This window comes from Stenotrophomonas sp. 78350_Sma (assembly GCF_056482105.1).
Window position 1 is genome coordinate 531116 of sequence record NZ_CM151182.1, and the last position, 22862, is coordinate 553977.

At 67.9% G+C, this 22862-nt stretch carries 18 protein-coding genes and 1 riboswitch; of the genes, 7 read left to right on the forward strand and 11 right to left on the reverse strand.

The window, feature by feature from the left end:
* Positions 1-65 precede the first annotated feature (65 nt).
* On the reverse strand, positions 66-1907 hold the full coding sequence (btuB, locus tag ACZK4H_RS02355; RefSeq protein WP_099552583.1) for a TonB-dependent vitamin B12 receptor: 1842 nt from the start codon (positions 1905-1907) through the stop codon (positions 66-68).
* Positions 1908-2022: 115 nt separating this feature from the next.
* Positions 2023-2245: riboswitch (cobalamin riboswitch) on the reverse strand.
* A 143-nt stretch (positions 2246-2388) separates the two neighbouring features.
* Between btuB and ACZK4H_RS02360 the strand changes: the two genes are divergently transcribed.
* Complete coding sequence (locus ACZK4H_RS02360; protein WP_099552584.1) at positions 2389-2967, forward strand: histidine phosphatase family protein; 579 nt, start codon at positions 2389-2391, stop codon at positions 2965-2967.
* Between the two features lie 38 nt (positions 2968-3005).
* Here ACZK4H_RS02360 and ACZK4H_RS02365 read toward each other — a convergent pair whose 3' ends face one another.
* Together ACZK4H_RS02365 and ACZK4H_RS02370 are read right to left on the reverse strand one after the other, a co-directional pair.
* Positions 3006-3368 (reverse strand): TfoX/Sxy family protein, encoded by a 363-nt coding sequence (locus ACZK4H_RS02365; RefSeq protein WP_099552585.1) that lies wholly within the window; start codon positions 3366-3368, stop codon positions 3006-3008.
* Positions 3365-3847, reverse strand: coding sequence for a GAF domain-containing protein (locus ACZK4H_RS02370; RefSeq protein WP_099552586.1), 483 nt, complete (start codon positions 3845-3847; stop codon positions 3365-3367). The genes ACZK4H_RS02365 and ACZK4H_RS02370 overlap by 4 nt, the downstream gene beginning before the upstream one ends.
* Positions 3848-3914: 67 nt before the next feature.
* On the opposite strand from ACZK4H_RS02370, the gene bioD reads away from it, so the two are divergent.
* Positions 3915-4601, forward strand: a complete 687-nt coding sequence (gene bioD, locus ACZK4H_RS02375; RefSeq protein WP_099552587.1) for a dethiobiotin synthase — start codon at positions 3915-3917, stop codon at positions 4599-4601.
* Positions 4602-4672: 71 nt separating this feature from the next.
* Here the strand turns inward: bioD and ACZK4H_RS02380 are convergent, their stop codons facing one another.
* The 4 genes from ACZK4H_RS02380 to msrB all read right to left on the reverse strand — a co-directional run bounded on the left by ACZK4H_RS02380 (position 4673) and on the right by msrB (position 9426).
* On the reverse strand, positions 4673-6121 hold the full coding sequence (locus ACZK4H_RS02380; protein ID WP_099552588.1) for an aminotransferase-like domain-containing protein: 1449 nt from the start codon (positions 6119-6121) through the stop codon (positions 4673-4675).
* Positions 6122-6326: 205 nt separating this feature from the next.
* Positions 6327-7064 (reverse strand): peptide-methionine (S)-S-oxide reductase MsrA, encoded by a 738-nt coding sequence (gene msrA / locus ACZK4H_RS02385; RefSeq protein WP_099552601.1) that lies wholly within the window; start codon positions 7062-7064, stop codon positions 6327-6329.
* A 14-nt stretch (positions 7065-7078) separates the two neighbouring features.
* On the reverse strand, positions 7079-8848 hold the full coding sequence (locus tag ACZK4H_RS02390; protein WP_099552589.1) for a cytochrome c biogenesis protein DipZ: 1770 nt from the start codon (positions 8846-8848) through the stop codon (positions 7079-7081).
* 2 nt (positions 8849-8850) lie between these two features.
* A complete protein-coding gene (msrB, locus tag ACZK4H_RS02395) occupies positions 8851-9426 on the reverse strand; it encodes a peptide-methionine (R)-S-oxide reductase MsrB (protein ID WP_099552590.1) in 576 nt (191 codons plus the stop codon).
* Between the two features lie 144 nt (positions 9427-9570).
* On the opposite strand from msrB, the gene ACZK4H_RS02400 reads away from it, so the two are divergent.
* Positions 9571-10290, forward strand: coding sequence for a response regulator transcription factor (locus tag ACZK4H_RS02400; RefSeq protein WP_065186281.1), 720 nt, complete (start codon positions 9571-9573; stop codon positions 10288-10290).
* Complete coding sequence (locus ACZK4H_RS02405) at positions 10287-11756, forward strand: sensor histidine kinase (RefSeq protein WP_099552591.1); 1470 nt, start codon at positions 10287-10289, stop codon at positions 11754-11756. The genes ACZK4H_RS02400 and ACZK4H_RS02405 overlap by 4 nt, the downstream gene beginning before the upstream one ends.
* Here the strand turns inward: ACZK4H_RS02405 and ACZK4H_RS02410 are convergent.
* Complete coding sequence (locus ACZK4H_RS02410) at positions 11753-13099, reverse strand: ATP-binding protein (protein ID WP_099552592.1); 1347 nt, start codon at positions 13097-13099, stop codon at positions 11753-11755. The genes ACZK4H_RS02405 and ACZK4H_RS02410 overlap by 4 nt on opposite strands.
* Positions 13096-13785: a winged helix-turn-helix domain-containing protein gene (locus tag ACZK4H_RS02415; protein WP_478473047.1), complete on the reverse strand. Its 690-nt coding sequence runs from the start codon at positions 13783-13785 to the stop codon at positions 13096-13098. The genes ACZK4H_RS02410 and ACZK4H_RS02415 overlap by 4 nt, the downstream gene beginning before the upstream one ends.
* Before the next feature lie 350 nt (positions 13786-14135).
* Here ACZK4H_RS02415 and asnB point away from each other — a divergent pair, with 350 nt between their 5' ends.
* A complete protein-coding gene (asnB, locus tag ACZK4H_RS02420; protein ID WP_099552594.1) occupies positions 14136-16037 on the forward strand; it encodes an asparagine synthase (glutamine-hydrolyzing) in 1902 nt (633 codons plus the stop codon).
* A 431-nt stretch (positions 16038-16468) separates the two neighbouring features.
* Here the strand turns inward: asnB and ACZK4H_RS02425 are convergent, their stop codons facing one another.
* Positions 16469-16816, reverse strand: coding sequence for a phasin family protein (locus tag ACZK4H_RS02425; RefSeq protein WP_099552595.1), 348 nt, complete (start codon positions 16814-16816; stop codon positions 16469-16471).
* A gap of 115 nt (positions 16817-16931) precedes the next feature.
* Complete coding sequence (gene queD / locus ACZK4H_RS02430) at positions 16932-17294, reverse strand: 6-carboxytetrahydropterin synthase QueD (RefSeq protein ID WP_049444904.1); 363 nt, start codon at positions 17292-17294, stop codon at positions 16932-16934.
* A gap of 192 nt (positions 17295-17486) precedes the next feature.
* Between queD and ACZK4H_RS02435 the strand changes: the two genes are divergently transcribed.
* Together ACZK4H_RS02435 and ACZK4H_RS02440 are read left to right on the forward strand one after the other, a co-directional pair.
* A complete protein-coding gene (locus ACZK4H_RS02435; RefSeq protein ID WP_099603978.1) occupies positions 17487-20126 on the forward strand; it encodes a TonB-dependent receptor in 2640 nt (879 codons plus the stop codon).
* Positions 20127-20200: 74 nt separating this feature from the next.
* A complete protein-coding gene (locus tag ACZK4H_RS02440; protein WP_099552597.1) occupies positions 20201-22795 on the forward strand; it encodes a M14 family zinc carboxypeptidase in 2595 nt (864 codons plus the stop codon).
* Positions 22796-22862: the final 67 nt, after the last annotated feature.

The window sequence follows — 22862 nt, forward strand, 5'->3', positions numbered from 1 at the left end:
GCTCTACAGTAGACGCCATGCGTCGATGGCATCAGGAGGCGCCGGGAGATGCCCGGCGCGCTCCTTCATTTCGGCTGGTAACGCACGCTCAACTGGTACTCACGGCCGGGCTGGTTGAACCACGCCACGGTCTCATACCTGCGGTCGAACACATTGGCGGCACGTGCCAGCAGCGACCACGACGGCGTCAGCGCGTACTCGGCGCGCAGATCCAGCGTGCCGTAACCTCCCACCTTCACCATGTTGGCGGCATCGTCGTAGCGCTTGCCGGCACCCTGTACGGTCAGGCCGGCGCGGAAGTTGCCGAAGCGACGGTCGATGTCCAGGCGCGCGGTCTGCTGCGCGCGGCGTGGCAGCCAGTTGTCGAACTGGGTGCTGCCGCCGGTGCGGTTGCGCGGGTCGGTGTAGCTGAGCTGTGCGTTGATGTCGAAGCCGGCCAGCAGCACGCCGCCGGTCAGTTCGGCACCGCGGATGCGGGACTTCTCCACCTGCTGCATCTTGAAGGTCGCCGCATCGTAGGTGATCAGATCATCGATGCGGGTTTCATACACATCCAGGCCCCAGTGCCAGCCCTGGCCCTGCTGCGAAACGCCCAGGTTGGCACTCTTGGATTTCTCCGGGTTCAACGTAGGCACGCCGCTCCACGGGTCGTACAGATCGCTGAAGGTCGGTGCCTTGAACGCTGTGCCATAGCTGGCGTTGACGCGCAGGCCGTGGCCCAGTTCCATGGCCCAGCCAACGCTGCCGGTAGCGTGGTTGCCGAACTGCTGGTTGTCGTCGTTGCGTGCGCTGGCCTGCAGCTGGTGGCGTCCGAAGCGGCCCTGGTACTGCACGAACACGCCGGTGTTGCGGCGACTGTCGACGAGGTAACCCGCGCTGCTGCCATCCAGGTTGTCTTCGCTCCAGTCCACGCCTGCGCTCAGCAGCTGGCCCTCGGCCACGCCGAAATCGCCCTGCAGCGAGGCGCTGTCGCGATGGGTCTGTGCGCTGCCACGTGCACCGAAGTCGCCGAAGTTGTCCGACTCGTTGTCACTGCGGCCGACGTTGGCGGTGAATGCCAAGCGCTCGGACGGGGTGTAGCGCACCTTGCCGGCCAGCACCTGCTGGCGGGTTTCCGAATGGTTGTAGTAACCGTCGTAGTGGTTCTTGCCGTCGGCGCGCAATGCGCTGCCTTCCACGTTCCACTGGTCGTTGAATGTGTAGCCACCGCGCAGGCTCTTGGACAGGTTGCGGTAGCCGTCGCGATCGGGCTCGTCGGCGAAACAGCCGGTGAACAGCGTGGCCGAGCCGCGGCAGGCATCGATGCCATCGGAATGCTGGTAGGCGATGTCGGCACCGAACCAGCCGCGTTCGCTGCCACCACCAATGCCGCCGCTGGCTTCGCGCAGCCCGTTGCTGCCGCCGCCGAGCTGGAAGTGCGGGGCGAAATCGCCCTGGTTGCGGCGGGTGAAGATCTGGATCACGCCACCGATGGCGTCGGCGCCGTACAGGCTCGACTGCGGGCCACGCACGATTTCCACGCGCTCGATCTGCGCCAGCGGCAGGTCCTGGTACATGGCCAGGCCGAGGTCGGCGCTGTTGATGCGCACGCCATCCACCAGCACCACGGTGTGGCCGGAATTGGTACCGCGCAGGAACAGCGAGCTCTGCTTGCCGAGGCCACCGGAGTTGGTCAGGTTGATGCCGGCGCGGCCACGCAGCAGTTCCTGCAGCGAAGTGGCCTGGCTGGATTCGATCTGCGCGCGGTCGATCACCTGTGCCGGCGCGATGCTGTCCTGCAGGGCGATCGGGGTGCGGGTGGCGGTGACCAGGATCTGGTCGAGCGCGGTGGTGGCCTCGCTGGCCTGGGCCAGCGCGGGCAGGGCGGCCAGCACGGCCAGGGACAGCATTCGGGACTGCAGCTTCATGGGGGACTCCAGGTGCCACGCACGCCCGCGTGGCGAAGGGGAGGAGCCGCGAAGGCAGGCACGCGCCGACGCCGCAGCGCGCGCCACGGTCATCCAGCGCCATGCCCACCGCATCGCGACCTGAGGCTTCCGGGCCGGTCTCCGGGCTCGCCGCCGGGTGGCGCGAGGCCACCGTCCAGGCGCCTTCCCATGCCTGTGGCACAGTGGCGTTGTTGCCTGGAACTGACGTGCTTACCGTTGCGGGGGCAGCGCCGGCCTGGCGTGGAATCACGCGTCACCGGCTTCCCGTTTCAACCTGCCGGCCGGGGCCGCAGGTCACCTGGAAGTGCGCGCAGTCTACGGCATCGCAGGCAGTGCCGTTGCGTCGCGCCTGCACGACTGCCTTTGCTGTGCCTTTAGAATGGTTGCTCGATCCCGTGGTGCCGTTGCCGATGTCCGCCCGTTTTCCGCTGTACCTGCGTTGCCCGTCCGGGACGCGCGCATGATCCTCGACCTGGTCCGCCATGCCGGCAACGGCCGTGATGAATACCTCGATGGCCGCAGCGACCCACCGCAGCTGGCCGGCCTGCCGAAGGAGCTGGTCGAGGCCTATGCCGGGCAGCGCTGGGAGCGGGTGGTCAGTTCGCCGCGGCTGCGTTCGCTGCATACGGCCATGGCGCTGGCCACCCCGCGCGGGCTGGACGTCGAAGCGGACGAGGAATGGGAAGAGCTGGATTTTGGCGACTGGGACGGGCAATCGCTGTTCGACCTGCCGGAAGATGCGCTGGCCGCCTTCCACGCCGATCCGCATGCGTTCCCACCGCCGAACGGCGAGAGCTGGGGGCATTTCGAGCGGCGCATCGCGCGCGCGCTGGATCGCCTGCTGGATGACGATGACCCGGTGCCGACGCTGGTAGTCAGCCACGGTGGCCCGTTGCGCATGGTGCTGTCGCAGGTCTGCGGCCTGCCGATGTCGCTCTGCTGGGCCCTGCGTATCGACCACGGCACGCGCCTGCGGGTGTGGCTGGAGCGTGGCGAGGTCGGGCTGGTGGGTGAGCTGCTGGAGCTGCAGCAGCCTTGATTGCACTCGCCGGGCATGGCCCGGCGCTACCGGTGCAGTCAATCCTCGTCCGCGTCCTCGGTCACGCTGTCCTCAGCGTCATCGTCGGCATCGAAGCGCTGCTCATGCACCGGGCCCGAGGCCGGGCCGGCTGCCTTCAGCGGATGCGCAGCGATGCGCGCTTCGTAATCCTGCACCAGTGCTTCACGCTGTGGCTCGCTCAGCTCCTGCCAATGGCAGTCCAGCAACGCGCCTTCCAGCGAGTACAGCAGGTTCAGGCTGGGCTTGAAGCCGGCGCGCTTGACCTTGACGAAAGCGCCGACGGCTCCGATCGCGACCAGGTCGTCGCGGCTGCGCAGGCCGACCTGGCGCAGCCACGCCGCACTCTTCGGGCCGATGTTGCGCAGCTTCGGTGCGCTCATCCCAACGCCTCGACGAACACGCGGGCGATGGCTTCCAGGCCGGCCTGATCTTCTGCGTCGAAGCGGCCGACCTTCGGGCTGTCGATATCGAACACGCCGATCAGTTCATCGCCGCGCAGCAGCGGCACCACCAGTTCCGAGCGCGAGGCCGAATCGCAGGCGATATGGCCGGGGAAGGCGTCGACGTCCTCCACGCGCTGGGTCACGCGCTGGCTGGCGGCGGCTCCGCACACGCCCTTGTCCAGCGGGATGCGCACGCAGGCCGGCAGGCCCTGGAACGGGCCGACCACCAGTTCCTTGCCGTCGTACAGATAGAAGCCCACCCAGTTCAGGTCGGGCAGGGCATGGTAGACCAGCGCAGAGAGGTTGGCCGCGTTGGCGATGCGGTCGGACTCGCCGTAGACCAGGCCACGGGCCTGTTCCAGCAGCTGGGCGTATTGTTCCGGCTTGCTGCCGGTGAGCGAGGCATTGGCGAACATGCCAGCAGTCTAGCAAGCGCGCCGGGCCGGTGATAATGCACGCACTGTTGCCCTGCTGGAGCCCTTGATGCCGTTGCCCACCCCGCTGCCGCCAGCCCTCTTCGTTACCGGCACCGATACCGAGATCGGCAAGACCGCGGCAAGCACCGCGCTGCTGCATGCGCTGCGCCGGCGTGGCCTGCGCGCGGTCGGCATGAAGCCGGTGGCCAGCGGCAGCGAGGATCTGGGACAGGGCCTGCGCAACGAGGACGCGCTGGCGCTGCAGGCAGCCAGCTGGCCGGTGCCGGACTACGCCGATCTGAATCCGTATGCACTGCGGCAGCCGCTGGCACCGGAGCTGGCCGCTGCCGAGGACGGCGTGCAGGTGGAGCTGGCGCCGATCGTGGCCGCGTTCGAACGCCTGCGCGCGCAGGCCGACATCGTGGTAGTGGAGGGCGTCGGTGGTTGGCTGGCGCCGGTCTCGGCCACGCTGGACCAGCTCGACCTGGTGCGCGCACTGCGGTTGCCGGTGCTGCTGGTGGTGGGCATGCGGCTGGGCTGCGTCAACCATGCGCGGCTGACCGCGCAGTCGCTGCAGGCCAGTGGCGTGGAGTGCCTGGGCTGGATCGGCAACCACATCGACCCGGCCATGCAGCGCCAGGACGAGAACTTCGCCACGCTGCAGCAGCGCCTGCCGATGCCGTGCCGGGGCCGGCTGCCACATCTGCCGGGTGCGGACGGTGCACAGCTCGCAGTGCACCTTGGCGATGGCTGAGGGTAGTGCCGGCCGCTGGCCGGCAACTGCTTCGATCCGGTGATCCCGATGTTGCCGGCCAGCGGCCGGCACTACCGTGCTGCAGACGCCAGCTCCCGCGCGATCGCGCCCAGCCGCTCCACCGCCCCAATGAAGCGCGCATCCAGCGTCTGGCAGCACGACAGCCGCAGGCAATGGCGATACCGCGCGCCACGTGAATACACCTGGCCGGGCATGAACACGATGTCCTCCTGCAGCGCACGCTCAAACAGTTCGCGCGTATCGATGCCCGGCAGTTCCAGCCACAGCAGGAAGCCGCCCTGCGGTTCAGTGGCGCGGGTGCCCGCCGGGAAGTGCTCGGCCACCAGCTGGCGCAGCCGTCCGACCTGTTCGCGATACAGGCGACGCATGCGATGCAGGTGGTGCTCGTAGCTGCCCGCTTCCAGATAGGCCGCCACCGCGTCACCCAGCAGCTGCGGCTCACCACCGGTGGACTGGAACTTCAGCAGTGCGATGCGTTCGGCGAAGCGGCCACCATCGAGCCAGCCGATGCGATAGTCCGGCGCCAGCGTCTTGGAAAAGCCGCCGACCACCATCACCCAGCCGTCGCGATCAAACGCCTTCAGCAGCGGCGCCGGCGGCTCGCAGAACTGCAGCTCGGCGTACACCGCATCCTCGATCAACGGCAGTTGGCGTGCATTGACCAGCTCGGCGAGGCGTTGCTTGGCGTCCATCGGCATGGTGCAGCCCAGCGGGTTGTGCACGGTCGGCATCACCACCAGCGCGGCCAGCGATGTGTGCTCCAGCAGCGTGTCCAGCGCATCGACATCCAGGCCCTGCTGCGGATGGGTGGGCAGTTCGATGGCCTGCAGGCCGAGGTTGGCCAGCAACGGGTACAGATTGAAGTAGGACGGTGCCTCGATGCCGACCGCGTCGCCGGGTTGGGTCACCGCACGCAATGCCAGCTGCAGCGCTTCCATTGCACCGTGGGTCAGCAGCAGGCGCCCGGCGTGGGTGTGCAGGCCCATGCGCGGACCGCGGCGCACGATCTGCGCCAGCAGCCGCGGCGAACCATTCGGGCGCGCGTAGGTTTCCACCGTCTGCTGGCCATGGCGTAGTACCTGCGCGGTGTGCTTGGCCAGCTGCGCGCCGGGATAGAACTGGCGACCGCGCGGGCCGGCGAAGGCCAGATCGATCACGCCCGGGCGGCGCTGCGCCTCAAGCACGCGCGCCATCAACACCTGCTGCAGCGGTGCAGTGGGTGCCGAGGGCACATCGCGCAACGAGCGTTCCGGCACCGACAGTCGTGGCGCGACCTCGAAGCCGGCCTTGGGCCGGGGAATCACCAGACCAGCGTCTTCCAGCTGGCGATAGGCGGCAATCACCGTGTTGAGGCTGAGCCTGCGTTGTGAGGCCATCTGCCGCAGCGAGGGCAGGCGGCTGCCAACCGGAAGGCGACCGCCGTGAATGGCCTCGGCCAGTTCGTCGGACAGCCGTTGGTAGCGGGGCGGGATCATCGCGCTCTGGTCATCTGTATCCATCGAATTTCCCGCCATCTGGTGCTGTACCCATGATGATGGCGAGCCTAGCATGTCGTTGTCGGCCGGGCCTGATCGGGGCGTGGCCGGTACTTTCCAAGCGCACGGCTGGATGGCCGTGCGTCTTTTTTGTGTAGAGCCGAGCCCACGCTCGGCTGCTGTTGGCGGAAGAGCAGCCGAGCGTGGGCTCGGCTCTACATGAGCGTCGTTACCGCATCGGCACCAGCGCCGCATCGCGCCGGTACAACGCCGGGAACTGCCTGCCCAGCGCGGCCAGCTTCGGTGCGTCGTAGTAGCGGATGTAGGCCGCCTGCGGGTAGTTCGTCATGTAGTTCTGGTGGTAGCTCTCGGCCGGGTAGAAGCGCTGGCCGCTGACCAGCTGGGTGACGATCGGCGCGCGGTAGCTGCCGGCCTGGCCGAGCTGGGCGATGTAGGCGCGGCTGGCCGCCTGCTGGCGGGCGTCGTCAGTGAAGATCGCCGACCGGTACTGGCTGCCGTGGTCCGGCCCCTGGCGGTTGAGCTGGGTCGGGTCGTGTGCCACCGAGAAGAACACCTGCAGCAACTGCCCGTAGCTGACCTGGCGCGGGTCATAGTCGATCTTCACCGCCTCGGCATGGCCGGTCTGGCCGCTGCTGACCCGTTCGTAACGCGCGTTGGCGGCGCTGCCGCCGATATAACCGGAGACGGCATTGCTCACGCCCTTGACGTGCTGGAACACGCCCTGCACCCCCCAGAAGCAGCCACCGGCAAACACCACGCTGGCGTGGGTGGCGTCATCGCGGAACGCGGCATCGCCGCTGGGGGCTGGCAGCGCGCCGGTCTGTGCGCTGGCTTCGACCGGTGCCGCGATGGCGCCGTGGTCAACCAGCAGCACACCGGCGATCAATGCCGTGGCCACCAGGCCTGCAACACCGGCAGCAACGCCCTGTTCAAAGGAGAGTTTCATCATGTCCTCCCGTTTCAACCAAAGGTGAAGGCATAGGCCTGCACGCCCGCATCGAGGAACTCGATCTCGAAGCGGTGGGGGCCGACCGTGCCGCGCTGGCGGATCAGCTGGTACAGGCGGTGCTCGTCGACCACGCCGCTGCCATCGGCTCCGACATCGCTGCCGGCATCGGCGGCGGGCAGCGGCTTGCCGTCCAGCCAGACCCGGAAACGCACCGGCGTGCCGTCGTGGGCCGGTGCCAGCACCAGGTGCAGGTCGCGCGCATGGAACTGGAAGGCGATGCGGCCACCGGCCTGCTGCAGTTGTGCCGCTTCATCGGTGACGGTCCAGTGCCCGGACAGCCCCCACTGGTTCAACGCCAGGGTGGCTGGCAACGTGTAGTCGAACGCAGCGTCGCTGCGCTGCCCGCCGGGCGAGGCGAACTGCTCGGCGCGGGCGTGGCCCAGATAGGTTTCCGGCGAGCGCAGATTGCCCATGTCGGCCTGCGCGGCCACGCCCTTCAGGTCGGCGGCAGCGGGATCGGCCGGTGGCGGCAGATGGGTCTGGCCGGCTTCGGTCAGCAGGCGGCGGATCATCTGTTCCGAGCGCGCATAGTTGCCTTCGCCGAACTGGTGGCCGCGGATGTTGCCCTGTGCATCGACGAAGTACTGCGCCGGCCAGTAGCGGTTGTTGAACGCTCGCCAGATCGTGTACTGGTTGTCGAGCGCCACCGGGTACTCGACCTTCAGCTGCTGCACCGCCTTCATGACGTTGCGCGGGTCACGCTCGAAGGCGAATTCCGGGGTGTGCACGCCGACCACCACCAGGCCGTGGTCGCGGTAGCGGCGTTCCCATTCGTGCACGAACGGCATCGCGCGCAGGCAGTTGATGCACGAGTACGTCCAGAAATCGACCAGTACCACCTTGCCGCGCAGCTGCTGGGCCGTCAGCGGCGGGCTGTTGAGCCAGCCGGTGGCGCCGTCCAGCGCGGGCAGGGTGCCTTCCACCGGCAGCGGTGCATCGGCAGCGGCGTTGGCACCGGCCATCATCATCATCGGCGGTGCCGCCGGCTGCGCGCCGGGCACCGCATCCAGCAGGCCCTGCTCGATGCGCGCGGTGCTGACCGTTGAAAGGCGGGTGAGCAGGCCGGTATCCCAGCCCATGCCGATCGCCACCACCGCCAGCAGCGCGGCCACGCCCAGCACCTTGCGCAGCACATCGCCGAGGCCAAGCCGCGCCCGCAGTGCACGGAACACGCGGCCGCCCACCCACACCGCCAGCGCCAGTGCGGTGATTGCACCCAGCGCATAGGCCAGCAGCAGCGCACTGGTACCGACGCTGGCGCCATGCAGGGCAGCACCGGTCAGCACCAGGCCGAGGATCGGCCCGGCGCAGGGTGCCCACAGCAGGCCGGTGGCGATGCCGATCAGCAGCGAGGTCCACGCACCTCCACGCCCCGCTGCGTCGGCGGCATCGGCGCGCGCACTCAATCGGGCGCCTACGCGCTGGAACGGCGCCAGCAGATGGTCGGCCAGTCGTGGCCATAGCAGTGCCACCGCGAACAGCGCCATCAGCAGCAGGGCGATCCAGCGTCCGACCTGGTTGGCCTGCGCCACCCATTGGCTGCCCACCGCGGCCAGGCTGGCGACCACGGTGAAAGTGAGCGCCATGCCCAGCAGCAGCGGCAGCGTGCTGCGCAGGAACGGACGGTCGGCACGCGCGAACACGAACGGCAGCACCGGCAGGATGCAGGGACTGAGCAGGGTCAGCGCGCCCCCGAGGTAGGCAAGCAGCAACAGCAGCATCGTCAGGCTCCGGAAGCAGGGGAAGAACCGACCGGCACCCGCCAGCCATCGGCAGTGCCGCCCTCGGCGGCACCGGGAACGAACACCATCGCCGCACCATTCATGCAGTAGCGCAGCCCGGTCGGGCGCGGGCCGTCGTTGAACACATGGCCGAGGTGGCCACCGCAGCGGCGGCAGTGCACCTCCACCCGCAGCATCCCGAAGGTGACATCGCGGTCTTCGCCGATGGCGTTGTGCAGCGGCGCCCAGAAGCTGGGCCAGCCGGTGCCGCTCTCGAACTTGGTGGAGGAGGAGAACAGCGGCAGCGCACAGCCGGCGCAGGCAAAGGTGCCCTGCCGGTGTTCCTGGTTGAGCGGGCTGCTGTACGGGCGCTCGGTGGCCTGCTGGCGCAGCACCGCGTACTGCGCCGGGGTCAGCTGCTGGCGCCACTGCGCATCGCTGTGCATGACCTCGAACTGTCGCGACGGGCGCGCTTCGGCGGCCGCCGGGGCGGCGCGGCTGCAGGCCCCCAGGCCGAACAGGCCGGCGGCGGTGGCAACACCGCCCAGGCCCAGCAGATGGCGGCGGGACAGGGACATGGCGGACTCCGGGAAGGGGCGACGGGGCCATGCTGCGCCCGCCCGGGTCAACGAATCCTCACGCAGGATTCAATTTTTCGTGAGGTATCGGCGGCAATCCCGCGCCACAATGCAGCCAGCCTCCCCACTGGCCCCGAGCTGCCGATGTCGACCAAACGCGTGCTGATCGTTGAAGACGATGCCCACATCGCCGACCTGCTGCGCATGCATCTGGGCGATGAGGGTTACGACGTCGCCCATGCCGCCAGTGGCGATGCCGGCCTGCGCCTGCTTGAGCAGGACGGCCCGTGGGATGCGCTGGTGCTGGACGTGATGCTGCCCGGCGTGGACGGCCTGCAGGTCTGCCAGCGTGCACGCGCGATGGCGCGCTATGTGCCGATCATCATCATCAGCGCGCGCGGCAGCGAAACCCAGCGCATCGTCGGCCTGGAACTGGGTGCGGATGACTACCTGGCCAAGCCCTTCTCGATGCCGGAACTGGTGGCACGGGTGCGCGCATTGCTGCGCCGCGCCGAGGCGATGGCGCAGAGCGCACGCATCGATGCCGGCGCGATCGAGCTGGGTGGGCTGCAGCTGGACCCGGTTGCACGCACCGCCTCGGTGGATGGCAACCCATTGGAGCTGACCCCGCGCGAGTTCGACCTGCTGCTGTTCTTCGCCCGCCATCCAGACCAGGTGTTCGCACGCATGGAACTGCTCAACCAGGTCTGGGGCTACCAGCACGACGGTTACGAGCACACAGTCAATACCCACATCAATCGGCTGCGCAGCAAGATCGAGCCGGACCCGGCCAACCCGCGGCGCCTGCTGACGGTGTGGGGACGCGGCTACAAGCTGGTCGATCCGGCCGGGGCGGCGGCATGATCAAGCCGAACCTGTGGCAGAAGCTGGCGGCGGTGATCGCCGCGCTGATGCTGATGTGCTGCATGGCGTTGCTGGCGCTGCAGATGCGTGCCAATACCCGCCACGAGCAGGAAGTGGTGCAGCGGTTGTCGCTGGGCCTGGCCGAGCACATCGCCCAGCGCAGCGAGCTGATGGATACCAGCGGCATGCGTGATGCCGCGGTGCGCGCGCTGTTCGGCCAGCTGATGGCGGTCAACCCCAGCGTCGAGGTCTACCTGCTGGACGACCAGGGTCGCATCCTTGGCCACGATGCACCCAGTGGGCATCTGGTGCGCAACCGGGTGGACGTGGCACCGCTGCGCCGGCTGCTGGCCGGTGCACCGTTGCCGATCCTCGGCGATGACCCGCGCAGCGCGGATGGCCGCAAGGTGTTCAGTGCCGCGCCGCTGATCGTGCAGGGTCGCCAGGCTGGCTATGTGTACGTGGTGCTGGTCGGCGAACACCGCCAGATGTTGTCCGACGACCTTGCCGCCGGCAGCCAGTGGAACACCACGCTGTGGTCGGTGATGCTGGTCGGCAGCCTGGGCCTGCTGGCCGGGCTGGTAGCGTTCTACTGGGTGACCCGTCCGCTGCGGCGGCTGACCCGGCGCATCCAGGCCTTCGACATGGATGCACCCACGCCGTTGCCGGCGCCGGAGCCGCTGCGCCCCGGTGAGCGCGACGAGCTGGTGATCCTGGAACACGCGCACGCGCAGATGGCACAGCGGCTGGGCGAGCAATGGCAGCAGCTGCGCCAGCAGGACCTGCAGCGGCGCGAGCTGGTCGCCAATATTTCGCACGACCTGCGCACGCCGCTGTCGTCGCTGCACGGCTACCTGGAAACGCTGGCGTTGAAGGATGCCACGCTGTCACCGGACGAGCGCCGCCGCTATCTTGGCATCGCCCTGGCGCAGAGTGCCAAGGTCGGTCGGCTGGCACGCGCGCTGTTCGAGCTGGCGCGGCTGGAGCACGGCGAAGTGCGGCTGGAGTGGGAAGTGTTCGCGCTGCCGGAGCTGCTGCAGGACGTGCTGCAGAAGTTCGAGCTGGCGGCGCAGGCGCGCAACCAGCGCCTGCTCGCGGAGTTCCCGCCAGGCCTGCCGCTGGTGCGCGCCGATCTGGGCCTGGTCGAGCGAGTGCTGACCAACCTGCTCGACAACGCGCTGCGGCATGCGCCCGACGGTGGCCGGATCGAGGTGCGTCTGCGCGCGACGCCGGACAGCGTGGAAGTGAGCGTGGCCGATGATGGTCCTGGTGTTGCCCCTGCACTGCGCACACAGCTGTTCCAGGCACCGGCCGCGCTGGGCGCGCGACGTGGCGAGAACGGCGGGTTGGGCCTGCTGATCGTGCAGCGCATCGTGCAGCTGCACGGCCGTCGCATCGAACTGCGTGACAGCGAGCGCGGCGCGCTGTTCGTGTTTGCGTTGCCGCGCGCGGAACCGGCGGCCTAGCAGGCCGCCTCGCACACCACCACGCCGCCGCTTTCCAGCGGCAGGTGCAGGCGGATGCAGGCACCACCCAGCTCCGAATCGGTCACTTCAACGTGGCCGCCATGCTTGTCGGCCACTACCTGCACCAGCGCCAGGCCGAGGCCGAACCCGGGGCTGCCCGGATCCAGCCGCACATAGGGTTGAAGCACCTGGCCGCGCAGTTCGGGTGCGATGCCGGGGCCGTCGTCCTCCACCTGCAGGCATAGCCAGCCGTCGTTGACGGTGCTGGCGATACGGATCTGCCGCCGTGCGTAGCGCAGGGCATTGCCGAGCAGGTTGCGCAATGCCAGTTCCAGCATGTGCCGGTTGACGTTGACCAGGCCGACCGGCGACAGCGCCTGCTGCACGGGCATCGGCAACGGCGCGAACTGGGCCACTACCCCGCGTACCAGTGCCGCCAGCTGCAGGCGCTGCCGGGTCAGCTGATGGCAGCGACCGAGTGCGGCGTACTCGACGCCGGCATCGGTGAGGTGCTGCAGTCGATCAACGTCGGTGCGCAGGCCGCCCAGTGCATCGCGCTGTATCTCGTCGAGCGCGGTGTCCTCCAGGTCGGCCAGGCCGAAACGCATCCGCGCCAGTGGGGTGCGCACTTCATGTGCCACTGCCTGCGCCAGAACGCGCTGGCTTTCCAGCAGCTGCTGCAGCTGCTCGGCCATATGGTTGAAGGCATTGGCCAGCGGCCGCACCAGCGCGGTGCCGGCGCGTGGCGCACGCGTGTCCAGCTGTCCGTCGCGCATCTGCCGGGCCGCCTGTGCCAACTGCGAGACGTCACGCCACAGGCGGTAGACCATCACGTACATCGGCAGTGCCACGGCCACCATCAGGATCAGCAGCAGGATGGCCACGCCGGACACTTCGCTGTCCTGCCAGCCCTCGTCGGGCAGCGCTTCGTCCAACGGCCCCAGCATCACCGCGTAGTCGCTGTCGCCGATCCGCTGAAGGCTGCGCATGTGCTCCAGGTCGATCTGCACGCGGCCGTTGTTGAAGGGGGGACGCTGGCTGGCCGGCAGCTCCTTCATCGCCTCGGCCAACGGCACCATGCGCAGGGCATAGGCGAAATCAGCGTCCAGTTGGCGCGCCAGCGTCGGCCACTGCTCGCGCGGGGTTTCGGCGAAGCGGTGCTGCAGCAGGGCATGGGTGCCACGCATTTCGGCCTGGAGCCCGGCTTCGGTGCGGTCTTCCAGCAGCGCGTCCCAGGCCCACAGGCCGAGCACGATCAGCAGCAGATGGGCGACCAGGAAGCCGATGCCGTAGCGCAGGAAGTGGAAGGCGTGGCCGCGCATCGCCGAGGGCGTGCGCTTCATCCCCATGCCGAGCGGCTGAACAGGTAGCCGCGTCCACGCACGGTCTTGATCCGCTCCGGTTGTTCAGGGTTGTCGCCCAGCTTGCGGCGCAGGCGTGAGATGCGTGCATCGATCGAACGGTCCAGGCCGTTAAAGGCGATGCCACGCAGGCCGCGCAGCAGCGCGTCGCGGTCGAGGATCTGCCCCGCGTTGCTGGCCAGCAGGAACAGCAGGTCGAACTCGGCGGTGGTCAGTTCCAGCAGGGCGCCCTGCAGGTGCACATTGCGGGTGGACGGGTCGATGTTCAGCTCGCCGAAGCGCAGGCTGCCGTCGCGTGGTTCGACCCGGCGATGGCGGCGCAGGTGCGCACGCAGGCGGGCCAGCAGCACCCGCGGTTCGATGGGTTTGCCGATGTAATCGTCGGCGCCCAGCTCCAGTCCCAGCACCTGGTCGATGTTGTCGGTGCGGGCGGTCAGCACGCAGATGATGCCGTCATAGTGGGGTCGGATCTGCCGACACACTTCGAAACCATCCTGATCGGGCAGGCCGACGTCGAGCAGGACCAGGGCCGGCTTCTCGGTCAGGATCCGGGTCACCGCACGCTCACCGCTGCGCTCGTGGGCCACCTGGTAGCCATGCCGCTGCAGATAGTCGCTGACCATCGTACCCAGGCGGGCATCGTCTTCGACCAGTACGATATCCAGCATTTTCAAGGCCTCCGTGGGCGCAAACGTACCGCCACGGCACGAGCGCGGCGATGCTATCCCAGCCTGCGGGCCGCCCGGGTCCCGGGGGCGGGCGCCATTCAGCCGGGGTTGCTGGCGCTCGGGCCGGGCCTCAGGCCTGGCAACAACTTGGCGTCCAGCATAGCGTGTTGCTGTTACAAAACGTTACCTTCGTGATACGTCTGGTGACCATCGCTGACAGCAAAGCGACTGACGCGGGGCAGGTGGGGCGCCGAGCATGGAGTCTCCTCCGCTCCGCGTGCCGTTCCCATGTCGCCCGCCGCCCTCTGTCTGCTGAACCCGTCCCGCCGCTGCCGCTGCGGAGGTGCCCGATGAGCGGCGTGGTCGGGGCCTGGCTGCCGCCCGCCGCGGACGAGCACCTGCTGCAGCAGCTGGCGCCGATGCTGCGCGCCCTGCAGCAGCGGGGCCGGGGCCGCATCGGCTACTGGACCGACGCCGAGGCCGGCCTGGCGCTGGGCCATTGCCGAGCACCAACCGATACGCCGTTGCAGCCCCTGAGTTCGGACTGTGGCCGCTACGTGCTGTGCCTGGATGGCCGGTTGTACAACCGGGCCGACCTGCAGTCGCAGCTGCGCGATCTGCCGCGCAGCTGCAGCGATGCGCGGCTGCTGCTGCAGGCGATCGTCGAATGGGGCGTGGAGCGGGCGCTGTCGCGTATCGAAGGCGCGTTCGGCTTCAGCGTCTGGGACCGTGAGTCGCGTGCGTTGTGGCTGGCCCGCGACCCGGTCGGCGAGCGGCCGCTGTACTACGGCTGGTACCAGGGCCAGTTCCTGTTTGCCTCGGAAATGAAGGCGCTTCAGGCCTTCGCCGGCTTTGCCCCGAGCATCGACCAGGATGCGCTGAGCCTGCTGCTGCGCCATGACTACGTGCCGGCACCACACACCATCTACCGCGGCATCCACAAGCTGGTGGCAGGCGCGATGCTGCGCATCGATCTGAATGACCATGCGGCTGGCGGTTCCAGCCAGGCCGCACAGGGCGGCTCACGCTACTGGTGCGCACGCGATGCGATGCAGAGTGCACTGCAGGAACCCCTGCAGCCGGCACCCAGCCTGGAGCAGGCCACCGACCAGCTGGAAGCGGTACTGCAGAAGGCCATTGCCGCACGCATGCACTCGCCGCTGGCCTGCGGCGCGTTCCTGTCCGGTGGCACCGATTCTTCATTGGTAACCGCAATGATGCAGGCGCAGTCGACCCTGCCGATCGAGGCGTGGACGGTCGGCTTCGACGATCCCGGCCATGACGAGAGCGACTGGGCCTCGCAGGTCGCGCGCCACCTGGGCGTGCAGCATCACCTGCACCGCATGGACGCGCGCCAGGGGCTGGACCTGCTGCAGCGCCTGCCGCAGGTCTGGTGCGAGCCGTTCGCCGACGCCTCGCAGTTGCCGACCCTGCTGGCCAGTGAACTGCTGGGCGCGCGCAAGCCGGTGGCGCTCACCGGCGACGGTGGCGATGAACTGTTCTTCGGCCACCCCAGCTATGGCCGCGCACTGCGCAATGCGCGCCTGTGCGGTGGCCTGCCGGACTGGGTGCGCGACCTGGCGCGGCGCAGTGGCAACCGCATGAACGTCGAGCGTGGCCGCCTGGGTGGCTGGCGTGCGCTGGTAGCCGAGGTTGCCGCCAACGACGTGGAAGGGCATTACCTGCAGCGTGTGACCCGCTGGCGGCAGCCGGCGCAGGTGGTGCTGGGCGCGCGCGAGCCGATGACGATCTTCCAGCAGCAGGACACCGCGCTGCCGGCCGAGGCGCGCATCCAGCTGCTGGATTTCCGCATGGACCTGGCTGAGGGCATCCTCGCCAAGGTCGATCGTGCGGGCATGGCGGCCGGTGTGGAAACGCGTGCACCGCTGCTGGACATGGAGGTGGTGCGGTTGGCCTGGCGCCTGCCCCAGCACCTGAAGTACCACGATGGCGAGCACAAGCTGATCCTGAAGCACCTGCTGGCGCGCTACCTGCCCGAACCGCTGGTGTATCGCCCCAAGCGCGGCTTCGGGCCGCCGATGGCGCGCTGGTTGGCCGGCCCGCTGCGCGATTGGGCGGAGGCGCTGCTGGACCCGCAGCTGCTGCGCAACCAGGGCTGCTTCGATGCGGCGCGCGTGCGCGGTATCTGGGAGGCGTTCCTGCGCGGTGAGCGCAAGTGGCACACGCACCTGTGGAACGTGTTGATGTTCCAGGCGTGGCACCAGCACTGGCACGTCAATCGCGGGCGTTGAGATTCCTTCGCGGTTTGTTCTGCGTGGCGCAGGGCGGATGCCCTTGCGTACGAATGTCCTCCGGCGCCGGCCGTTGGCCGTCACCTCCCCCTTTACTTCGTACGCAAGGGCATCCGCCCTGCGTTCGGAGTTCGTCGGCGCCTCATTGAAGGCAGATTGTTCGCAGCCTTACCCACCGCAAGCCGAGCCTCGTCGGGGCGGGCAGGGGTCTGGGCAAAGTAAAGGAGGAGGTGACGGCCAACGGCCGGCACCGGGGGACATTTGCCCAGGCCCCTGCCTGTCCCGGCGGGGCCCTTCAGTTTGCGGCGAATCCAGACGAGGGAGCGCTCTTCAATGCAGACGCCAGGCAAAAAAAGACCCGGCAGAGGGAGGGATCTGCCGGGTCCGGATTGCATGGGGGGAGGGACCCATGCAATGAGCGTTGCGTCGCGTCAGTGACTGTTCGCGTCCGCCGTTGATTGGTTGTAGCCCTGCACCAGTTCGGACCAGGCCTTGCTGGCCTGCAGGCCGAGGCCGACCATGTCCTGCTGGGCCTGGCCCAGCCGTTGCAGGTTGTCCTGCCACAGCTGCGTGCCCTTGTTGAGCGTCCCGGCCGCGTCTTCACCGCGGGCCAGTTCACCCAGCCAGCCGCCGGTCGCGGTCAGGTTGCGCTCCATCACCTTCAGCTGCACGCCGAACATGCTTTCCGCGTTCTCCAATGCCAACCGGTTCGCGCGCGTTGCCGCGGCGGCGAGCTGGCGGGTGGCATCACTGAAGCGATCGCTGAAGGCGGCGGCCATGGGCATCAGGAAGTGGCTTGATGCATTGCAGCATACGCCCTTGATGCCGCATTGCAACAAAAATAACAAAGGCGCCCAGGGCACCTTTGAAACACCTTTCAGATCAATGGGTTGATCAGGCCGCCGGGCCGCGGTAACGGCAGCCCGAGGTGCAGGTTTCATGCACGGTGATCTCGCTCAGCGCCGGCAGGCTGGGCTTGAGTTCGTTCCAGATCCACACCGCCAGGTTCTCGCTGGTCGGGTTCTCCAGGCCGGGGATGTCATTGAGGTAGTGATGGTCCAGGCGGTCGTAGATCGGCTGGAAGGCCGCCTTCACGTCGCCGAAGTCCATGATCCAGCCGGTCTGTGCACCCGGCTCGCCCTCGACCTTCAGTTCCACCCGGAACGAGTGGCCGTGCAGGCGCGCGCACTTGTGCCCCGGCGGCACGTTGGGGAGGCGGTGCGCCGCCTCGAGCATGAAGACTTTGAAGATTTCCATGGCGCAATTGTACGCCGCAGGTGGCCGGCCATCCTGAGCGGATGTTGGGCTTTCGTGAAGTAACTCTTTCCATCCGGATGAAGAGATGATAGCTTCTCTTATATCCGTATGAAGAGATGTTATTGGCCGGACCCCGGCCAGGCATGGATTACTGCGGAACTACGTCGCCCTTTCCACCTCCCCCACATCGTCATGCCCAAGCACACCCTGCTCGTGGCGGCCCTGGCCGTCGCTCTGGCCGCGCCTTTGTCCGCCGCCGCCGAAACCTCCGCCGACGCCAGTGGCGAAGCCAGCACCCTGGCCGCCGTGCGCGTCACCGGTTCCAACATCAAGCGCACCGATACCGAGGCCTCCAACCCGGTGCAGGTGATCGGCCGCCAGCAGCTGGAACAGACCGGCAAGGCCACCGTGGCCGATGTGCTGCGCTCGATCTCGGCCAACACCGGCAACGCCAGCAACGAAACCACCAACAACGGCTGGGCCTCCGGCTCGGCCGGCATCGGCCTGCGTGGCCTGTCGCAGAAAAACACGCTGGTGCTGCTCAACGGCCGCCGCCTGGCCAACTACGGATTCCCGGCCGGTGGCCTGTCCGACACCTTCGTCGACCTCAACGCGCTGCCGCTGGTCGCGGTCGAGCGCATTGAAGTGCTCAAGGACGGCGCCTCGGCGGTGTACGGCTCCGATGCCGTGGCCGGCGTGGTCAACATCATCACCCGGCAGAACTTCGAAGGCGCCGAGATCGGCGGCAGCTTCGGCGGTGCCGACCAGGGCGGCCTGCACGAGCAGAACCTGAAGTTCGTCGGCGGCCTCGGTGATCTCGACACCGATGGCTACAACATCCTCTTCAGCCTGCAGGGCTACAACCGCGAGCGCCTGGACCAGGACGAGCGCAACCTGACCAAGAGCGGCATCTACACCGATGCGCCGGGTGGCCGCTGGAACGGCTGGTCGGCCAAGGGCGCGCGCTACCTGGTCAACGGCGTGTCGGTGCCGATGCTCGATGCCAACGGCAACTGCCCGACCGGTACCACCCGCGTTGCCAGCGCACCGATCGACGGCCTCGCCGGTGACACCTGCGGTTTCAACCAGGCACCGTTCACCACGCTGATTCCTTCGACCAAGCGCTACCAGGCCTACGCCAACGGTACTTTCCGCCTGAACGACAACGTCGAAGCCTTCGGCGAAGTGCTGTACAGCCAGATCAAGAGCGCCGCGTGGTTCGGTAGCAGCCCGTTCTTCACCCTGGAGAGCGGCCGCTTCGCACTGAACGCGAACAGCGGCCTCGCCGAGCCGGTGTCGTCGCTGCTGCCGGCCAACAATCCGTACAACCCGTATGGCCGTGCGATTCCGATCGAATACACCTTCTTCGACCTCGGCGGCACGATCAAGACCAACCGCTCAACCGCCTATCGCGGTGTGTTCGGTCTGCGTGGCACCACCGCCAACTGGGACTGGGAAGTGGCTGCATTCGGTGCGCGCAGCAGCGAGCGCGAGAGCGTGTCCGGCGGCTTCGCCAATCGCTGGGCGCTGGCCGATGCGCTGGCCACCGGCAGCTACAACCTGCTGAACCCGGCGGCCACGCCGCAGTCGGTGCGCGATTCCATCAACATCGCCACGCTGCGCCCGGCCGAGTCCAAGCTGCAGGGGATCGACGCCAAGATCTCCGGCAGCCTGGGCCACACCTGGGCCGGCGAGATCGGCTTTGCTGCCGGTGCCGAATGGCGCCGCGAGAAGCTCGACTCCAACAACCCGTGGCAGATCGATGCCGGCCTGCAGGTGCGCCCGGCCATTGCCGAAGTGCATGGCCAGCGCCAGGTCAGTGCCGCCTACGCCGAAGTAAACGTGCCGCTGGCCTCGACGCTGGAGCTGTCCGCCGCCGCGCGCGCCGATCACTACGATGACTTCGGCGATGCGTTCTCGCCGAAGATCGGCCTGCGCTGGCAGCCGCTGGATTTCCTGCTGGTGCGTGCGTCGGCGTCGAAGGGCTTCCGTGCACCATCGCTGTCGGAGAACTCCAACAGCACCAGCATCGCCTACGGCAGCGTGGTCGATCCGCGTGATCCGGACGTGCCGGGCTCGCGCCAGAACCCGACCTTCTTCACCGTCGGCAACAACGAACTGAAGCCCGAGCGTACCAGGAGCGTGAACTTCGGCGTGGTGCTGTCGCCGTGGGCCAACACCAACCTGAGCGTGGACTACTACCGCATCCAGCTGGACAACCTGGTTGGCACCAACAACACCCAGACCCTGGTCAACGACAACGTGGCCGGCGCCGTGCAGCGCGATGAGCGTGGAAAGCTGCAGGCGGTCTACAACCGCTACCAGAACCTGAGCGAGCTGAAGACCTCGGGCATCGATGTCGAGCTGCGTCAGCGCATCCCGACCGCGGCACTGGGTGACTTCACCGTGTCCTCGGCCCACACCCACGTGCGCGACTACCGTCGCCCGACCGTGGTCGGTGGCCCGCTGGTGGACTACGCCGGCAGCAACCTGGGCGCGACCCTGCCCAAGGACAAGGCCACCACCACGCTGGACTGGAAGTACGGCGACTTCAACGCGGCGGTGACCTGGTACTACACCAGCAGCTATCGCCAGGAAGCGAGCACCGCCGCCAAGGCCGTGCAGCAGCAGGTCGGCAGCTACAGCCAGTACGACCTCTACCTGGCCTACACCGGCGTCGACAAGCTGACCGTGTACGCCAAGGTGCAGAACCTGGCCGACAAGACGCCGCCGTATGACGCCTCGTTCCCCGGCATCCGCGCGCCGTACGACTTCAGCCAGTACGACCTGCGCGGCCGCTACTTCACGCTGGGCTTCGATTACCGCTTCTGATCCATCCGCCGCGGCCGGTCACCTGAAGGGACCGGCCGCGCGACTGTCTGCCGTTGTGTTCCAGGGGAGTCACCGTGTCCTTGCATCGCCGTGCCGTTCTTCCGTTGCTGCTTGCCGTCGCAGCCGTACTGTCCTCGCCGCATCCGGCGCAGGCACAGAGCGCGTACTTCTTCCCGCAGGTCACCGACGCAGCGGCGTTCGATGCAGCGGTGCCCACGCCGGAGCAGTTCCTCGGCTACCCGATCGGCAGCCGTTACACCCGGCACGACCAGCTGGTGGCGTACTTCCAGGAACTGGCCAAGCGCTCGGACAAGATCAGCGTGCGCGAGATCGGCCGCAGTTATGAAGGCCGCCCGCTGTTGATCGCCACCGTCACCGCTGCAGGCAATCATGCGCGGCTGGAACAGATCCGCCAGCAGCACGCGACCCTGGCCGATCCGGCGCAGCCGCGCAGCGCCGCCGGTGACAGCCCGGTGGTGGTGTGGCTGGGCTACAGCGTGCATGGCAACGAGACCTCCAGTGCCGAGGCGGCGATGCTGACGGCGTACTACCTGGTGGCCAACCGCAGTGCCGAAACCCAGCAGTGGCTGCAGCAGGCGGTGGTGCTGTTCGATCCAGCGCAGAATCCGGACGGCCGTGACCGTGCCGCCAACTGGCACAACGCGTGGGCCTCCGATCCGGCCTCGGCCGACCCGGCCGACAAGGAGCACGTCGAGCCGTTCCCGCAGGGCCGCACCAACCACTATTTCACCGACCTCAACCGCGACTGGCTTGCCCTGACCCAGCAGGACTCGCGGCCGAAGGTGGAGGTGTTCCACCAGTGGTACCCGAACGTGCAGATCGACTTCCACGAAATGGGCAAGGACAGCACCTACTACTTCGAGCCCTCGCCGAAGAGCATGCACAGCCCGCTGATTCCGGCGGCGTCGTACGAGTTCAACAAGACCCTGGCCAAGTACCACGCGCAGGCGCTGGATGCGCTGGGGTCGCTGTACTACACCGGCGAGAACTTCGACAACTTCTCGCCGGTGTACGGCTCTACCTACCCGGACTTCCATGGCGCCGTCGGCGTTACCGTCGAGCAGGCCAGCTCGCGTGGCCGCGTACAGGAATCGGTGAATGGCCTGCTGACCTTCCCGTTCACCATCCGCAACCAGGTCGCTACCGGGCTGGGCACCGTGCGCGGTGCAGTGACCGAGCGCAGCGGCCTGTTCGACCTGCAGAAGCAGTTCTTCCAGAGCGCGCTGAAGCAGGCCGCACAGCAGCCGGTGAAGAGTTTCGTGTTCGGTGATGCGCATGACCCGGCGTTGACCCGTCGCCTGCTTGAACTGTTGTTGCTGCATCGCATCGAGGTGCGCGCGCTGGATCGTGCGGTGACCGTGGATGGGCAGCGCTTCGATGCCGGCAGCGCCTACGTGGTACCAGTGCAGCAGGCGCAGTTCCGCCTGGTGCATTCGATCTTTGCCGAGACGCCGCCGATCAAGGGTGATGTGTTCTACGGCAGCACCAGCTATGCAATCGCACCGGCCTACGGCGTGGCCTTCGCGGGCAGCCGCAGCCGTATCGAAGGCGGCGCACGCGTGGCCGCGCTGCCGGCGGACCAGGGCGCGGTGCTGGGCGGCCAGGCCGGGTTCGCGTACGCGATCGACTGGCGCGACTACAACGCCGGGCGTGCGCTGGCCGCGCTGCAGAGCAAGGGCGTGAGCGCACGTGCGGCGTTCCAGCCGTTCACCACCGCGACCGCGCAGGGCGATTTCAGCTTCGCCGCCGGCAGCCTGGTCATTCCGGTTGCCGGGCAGTCGCTGCAGGGTGCACCGCTGCTTGAGGCAGTGACGTCCGCCGCGCGCGAGGCAGGTGTGCAGGTGCATGCGCTGTCCAGCGGCCGCAGCCGCGAAGGCATCGACCTCGGCAGTGACGGTGTCAAAGCGCTGCGCAAGCCTGCGGTGGCACTGGTGATGGGCGAGGGCGTGGCCGCCACCGAAATCGGATCGGCGTGGTTCCTGCTCGACCAGCAGCTGCAACTGCCGGCCAGCAAACTGGACCCGCAGCAGCTGGGCAAGGTGCCGCTGGACCGCTACACCACGATCGTGTTGTCCGGTGGTACCTATACCGGCGTCGACGCCACGGCGGTGGCTGCACTGAAGCGCTGGGTGCAGACCGGTGGTTCACTGGTGACCTATGGCAGCGCCTCGAAGTGGGCGATCGAACAGAAGCTGGCCGACGGCGAAAAGCTCGGCAAGGAAGAAGACGCTGCTGACGAAAGCCGCCGCGCGTTCGGCGATCAGCGCGACATTGCCGCGATCGAGCGGGTGAGCGGCAACATCCTCAGTGCCGATGTCGATACCAGCCATCCGCTGGCATTCGGTGTGCCGCGCCGGCAGCTGGCGATCAACAAGGAGAACACGGTGACGCTGCAGCCGAGCACGAACCCGTTCTCGACGGTGGTACGCATCGACACCCCGCCGCGGGTGAATGGCTACCTGTCCGAGCGCAACCGCGCGAGGGTGGCAGGCAGCGCGTGGCTGCTGGTGTCGGCGCAGGGGCAGGGCAACGTGGTGCTGTTTGCCGATGATCCGGCGCACCGCAAGTACTGGCACGGGACGGATCGACTGCTGATCAACGCGATCTTCTTCGGGAATCTGGTGAATCCGAGTAAAGCGCGGGGTTGAGGCTGCACGCGCTTCAGTTGATATATGGGTAGGGAGGCCGGGCGGGCTGCGCAGGACACGCTGTAAA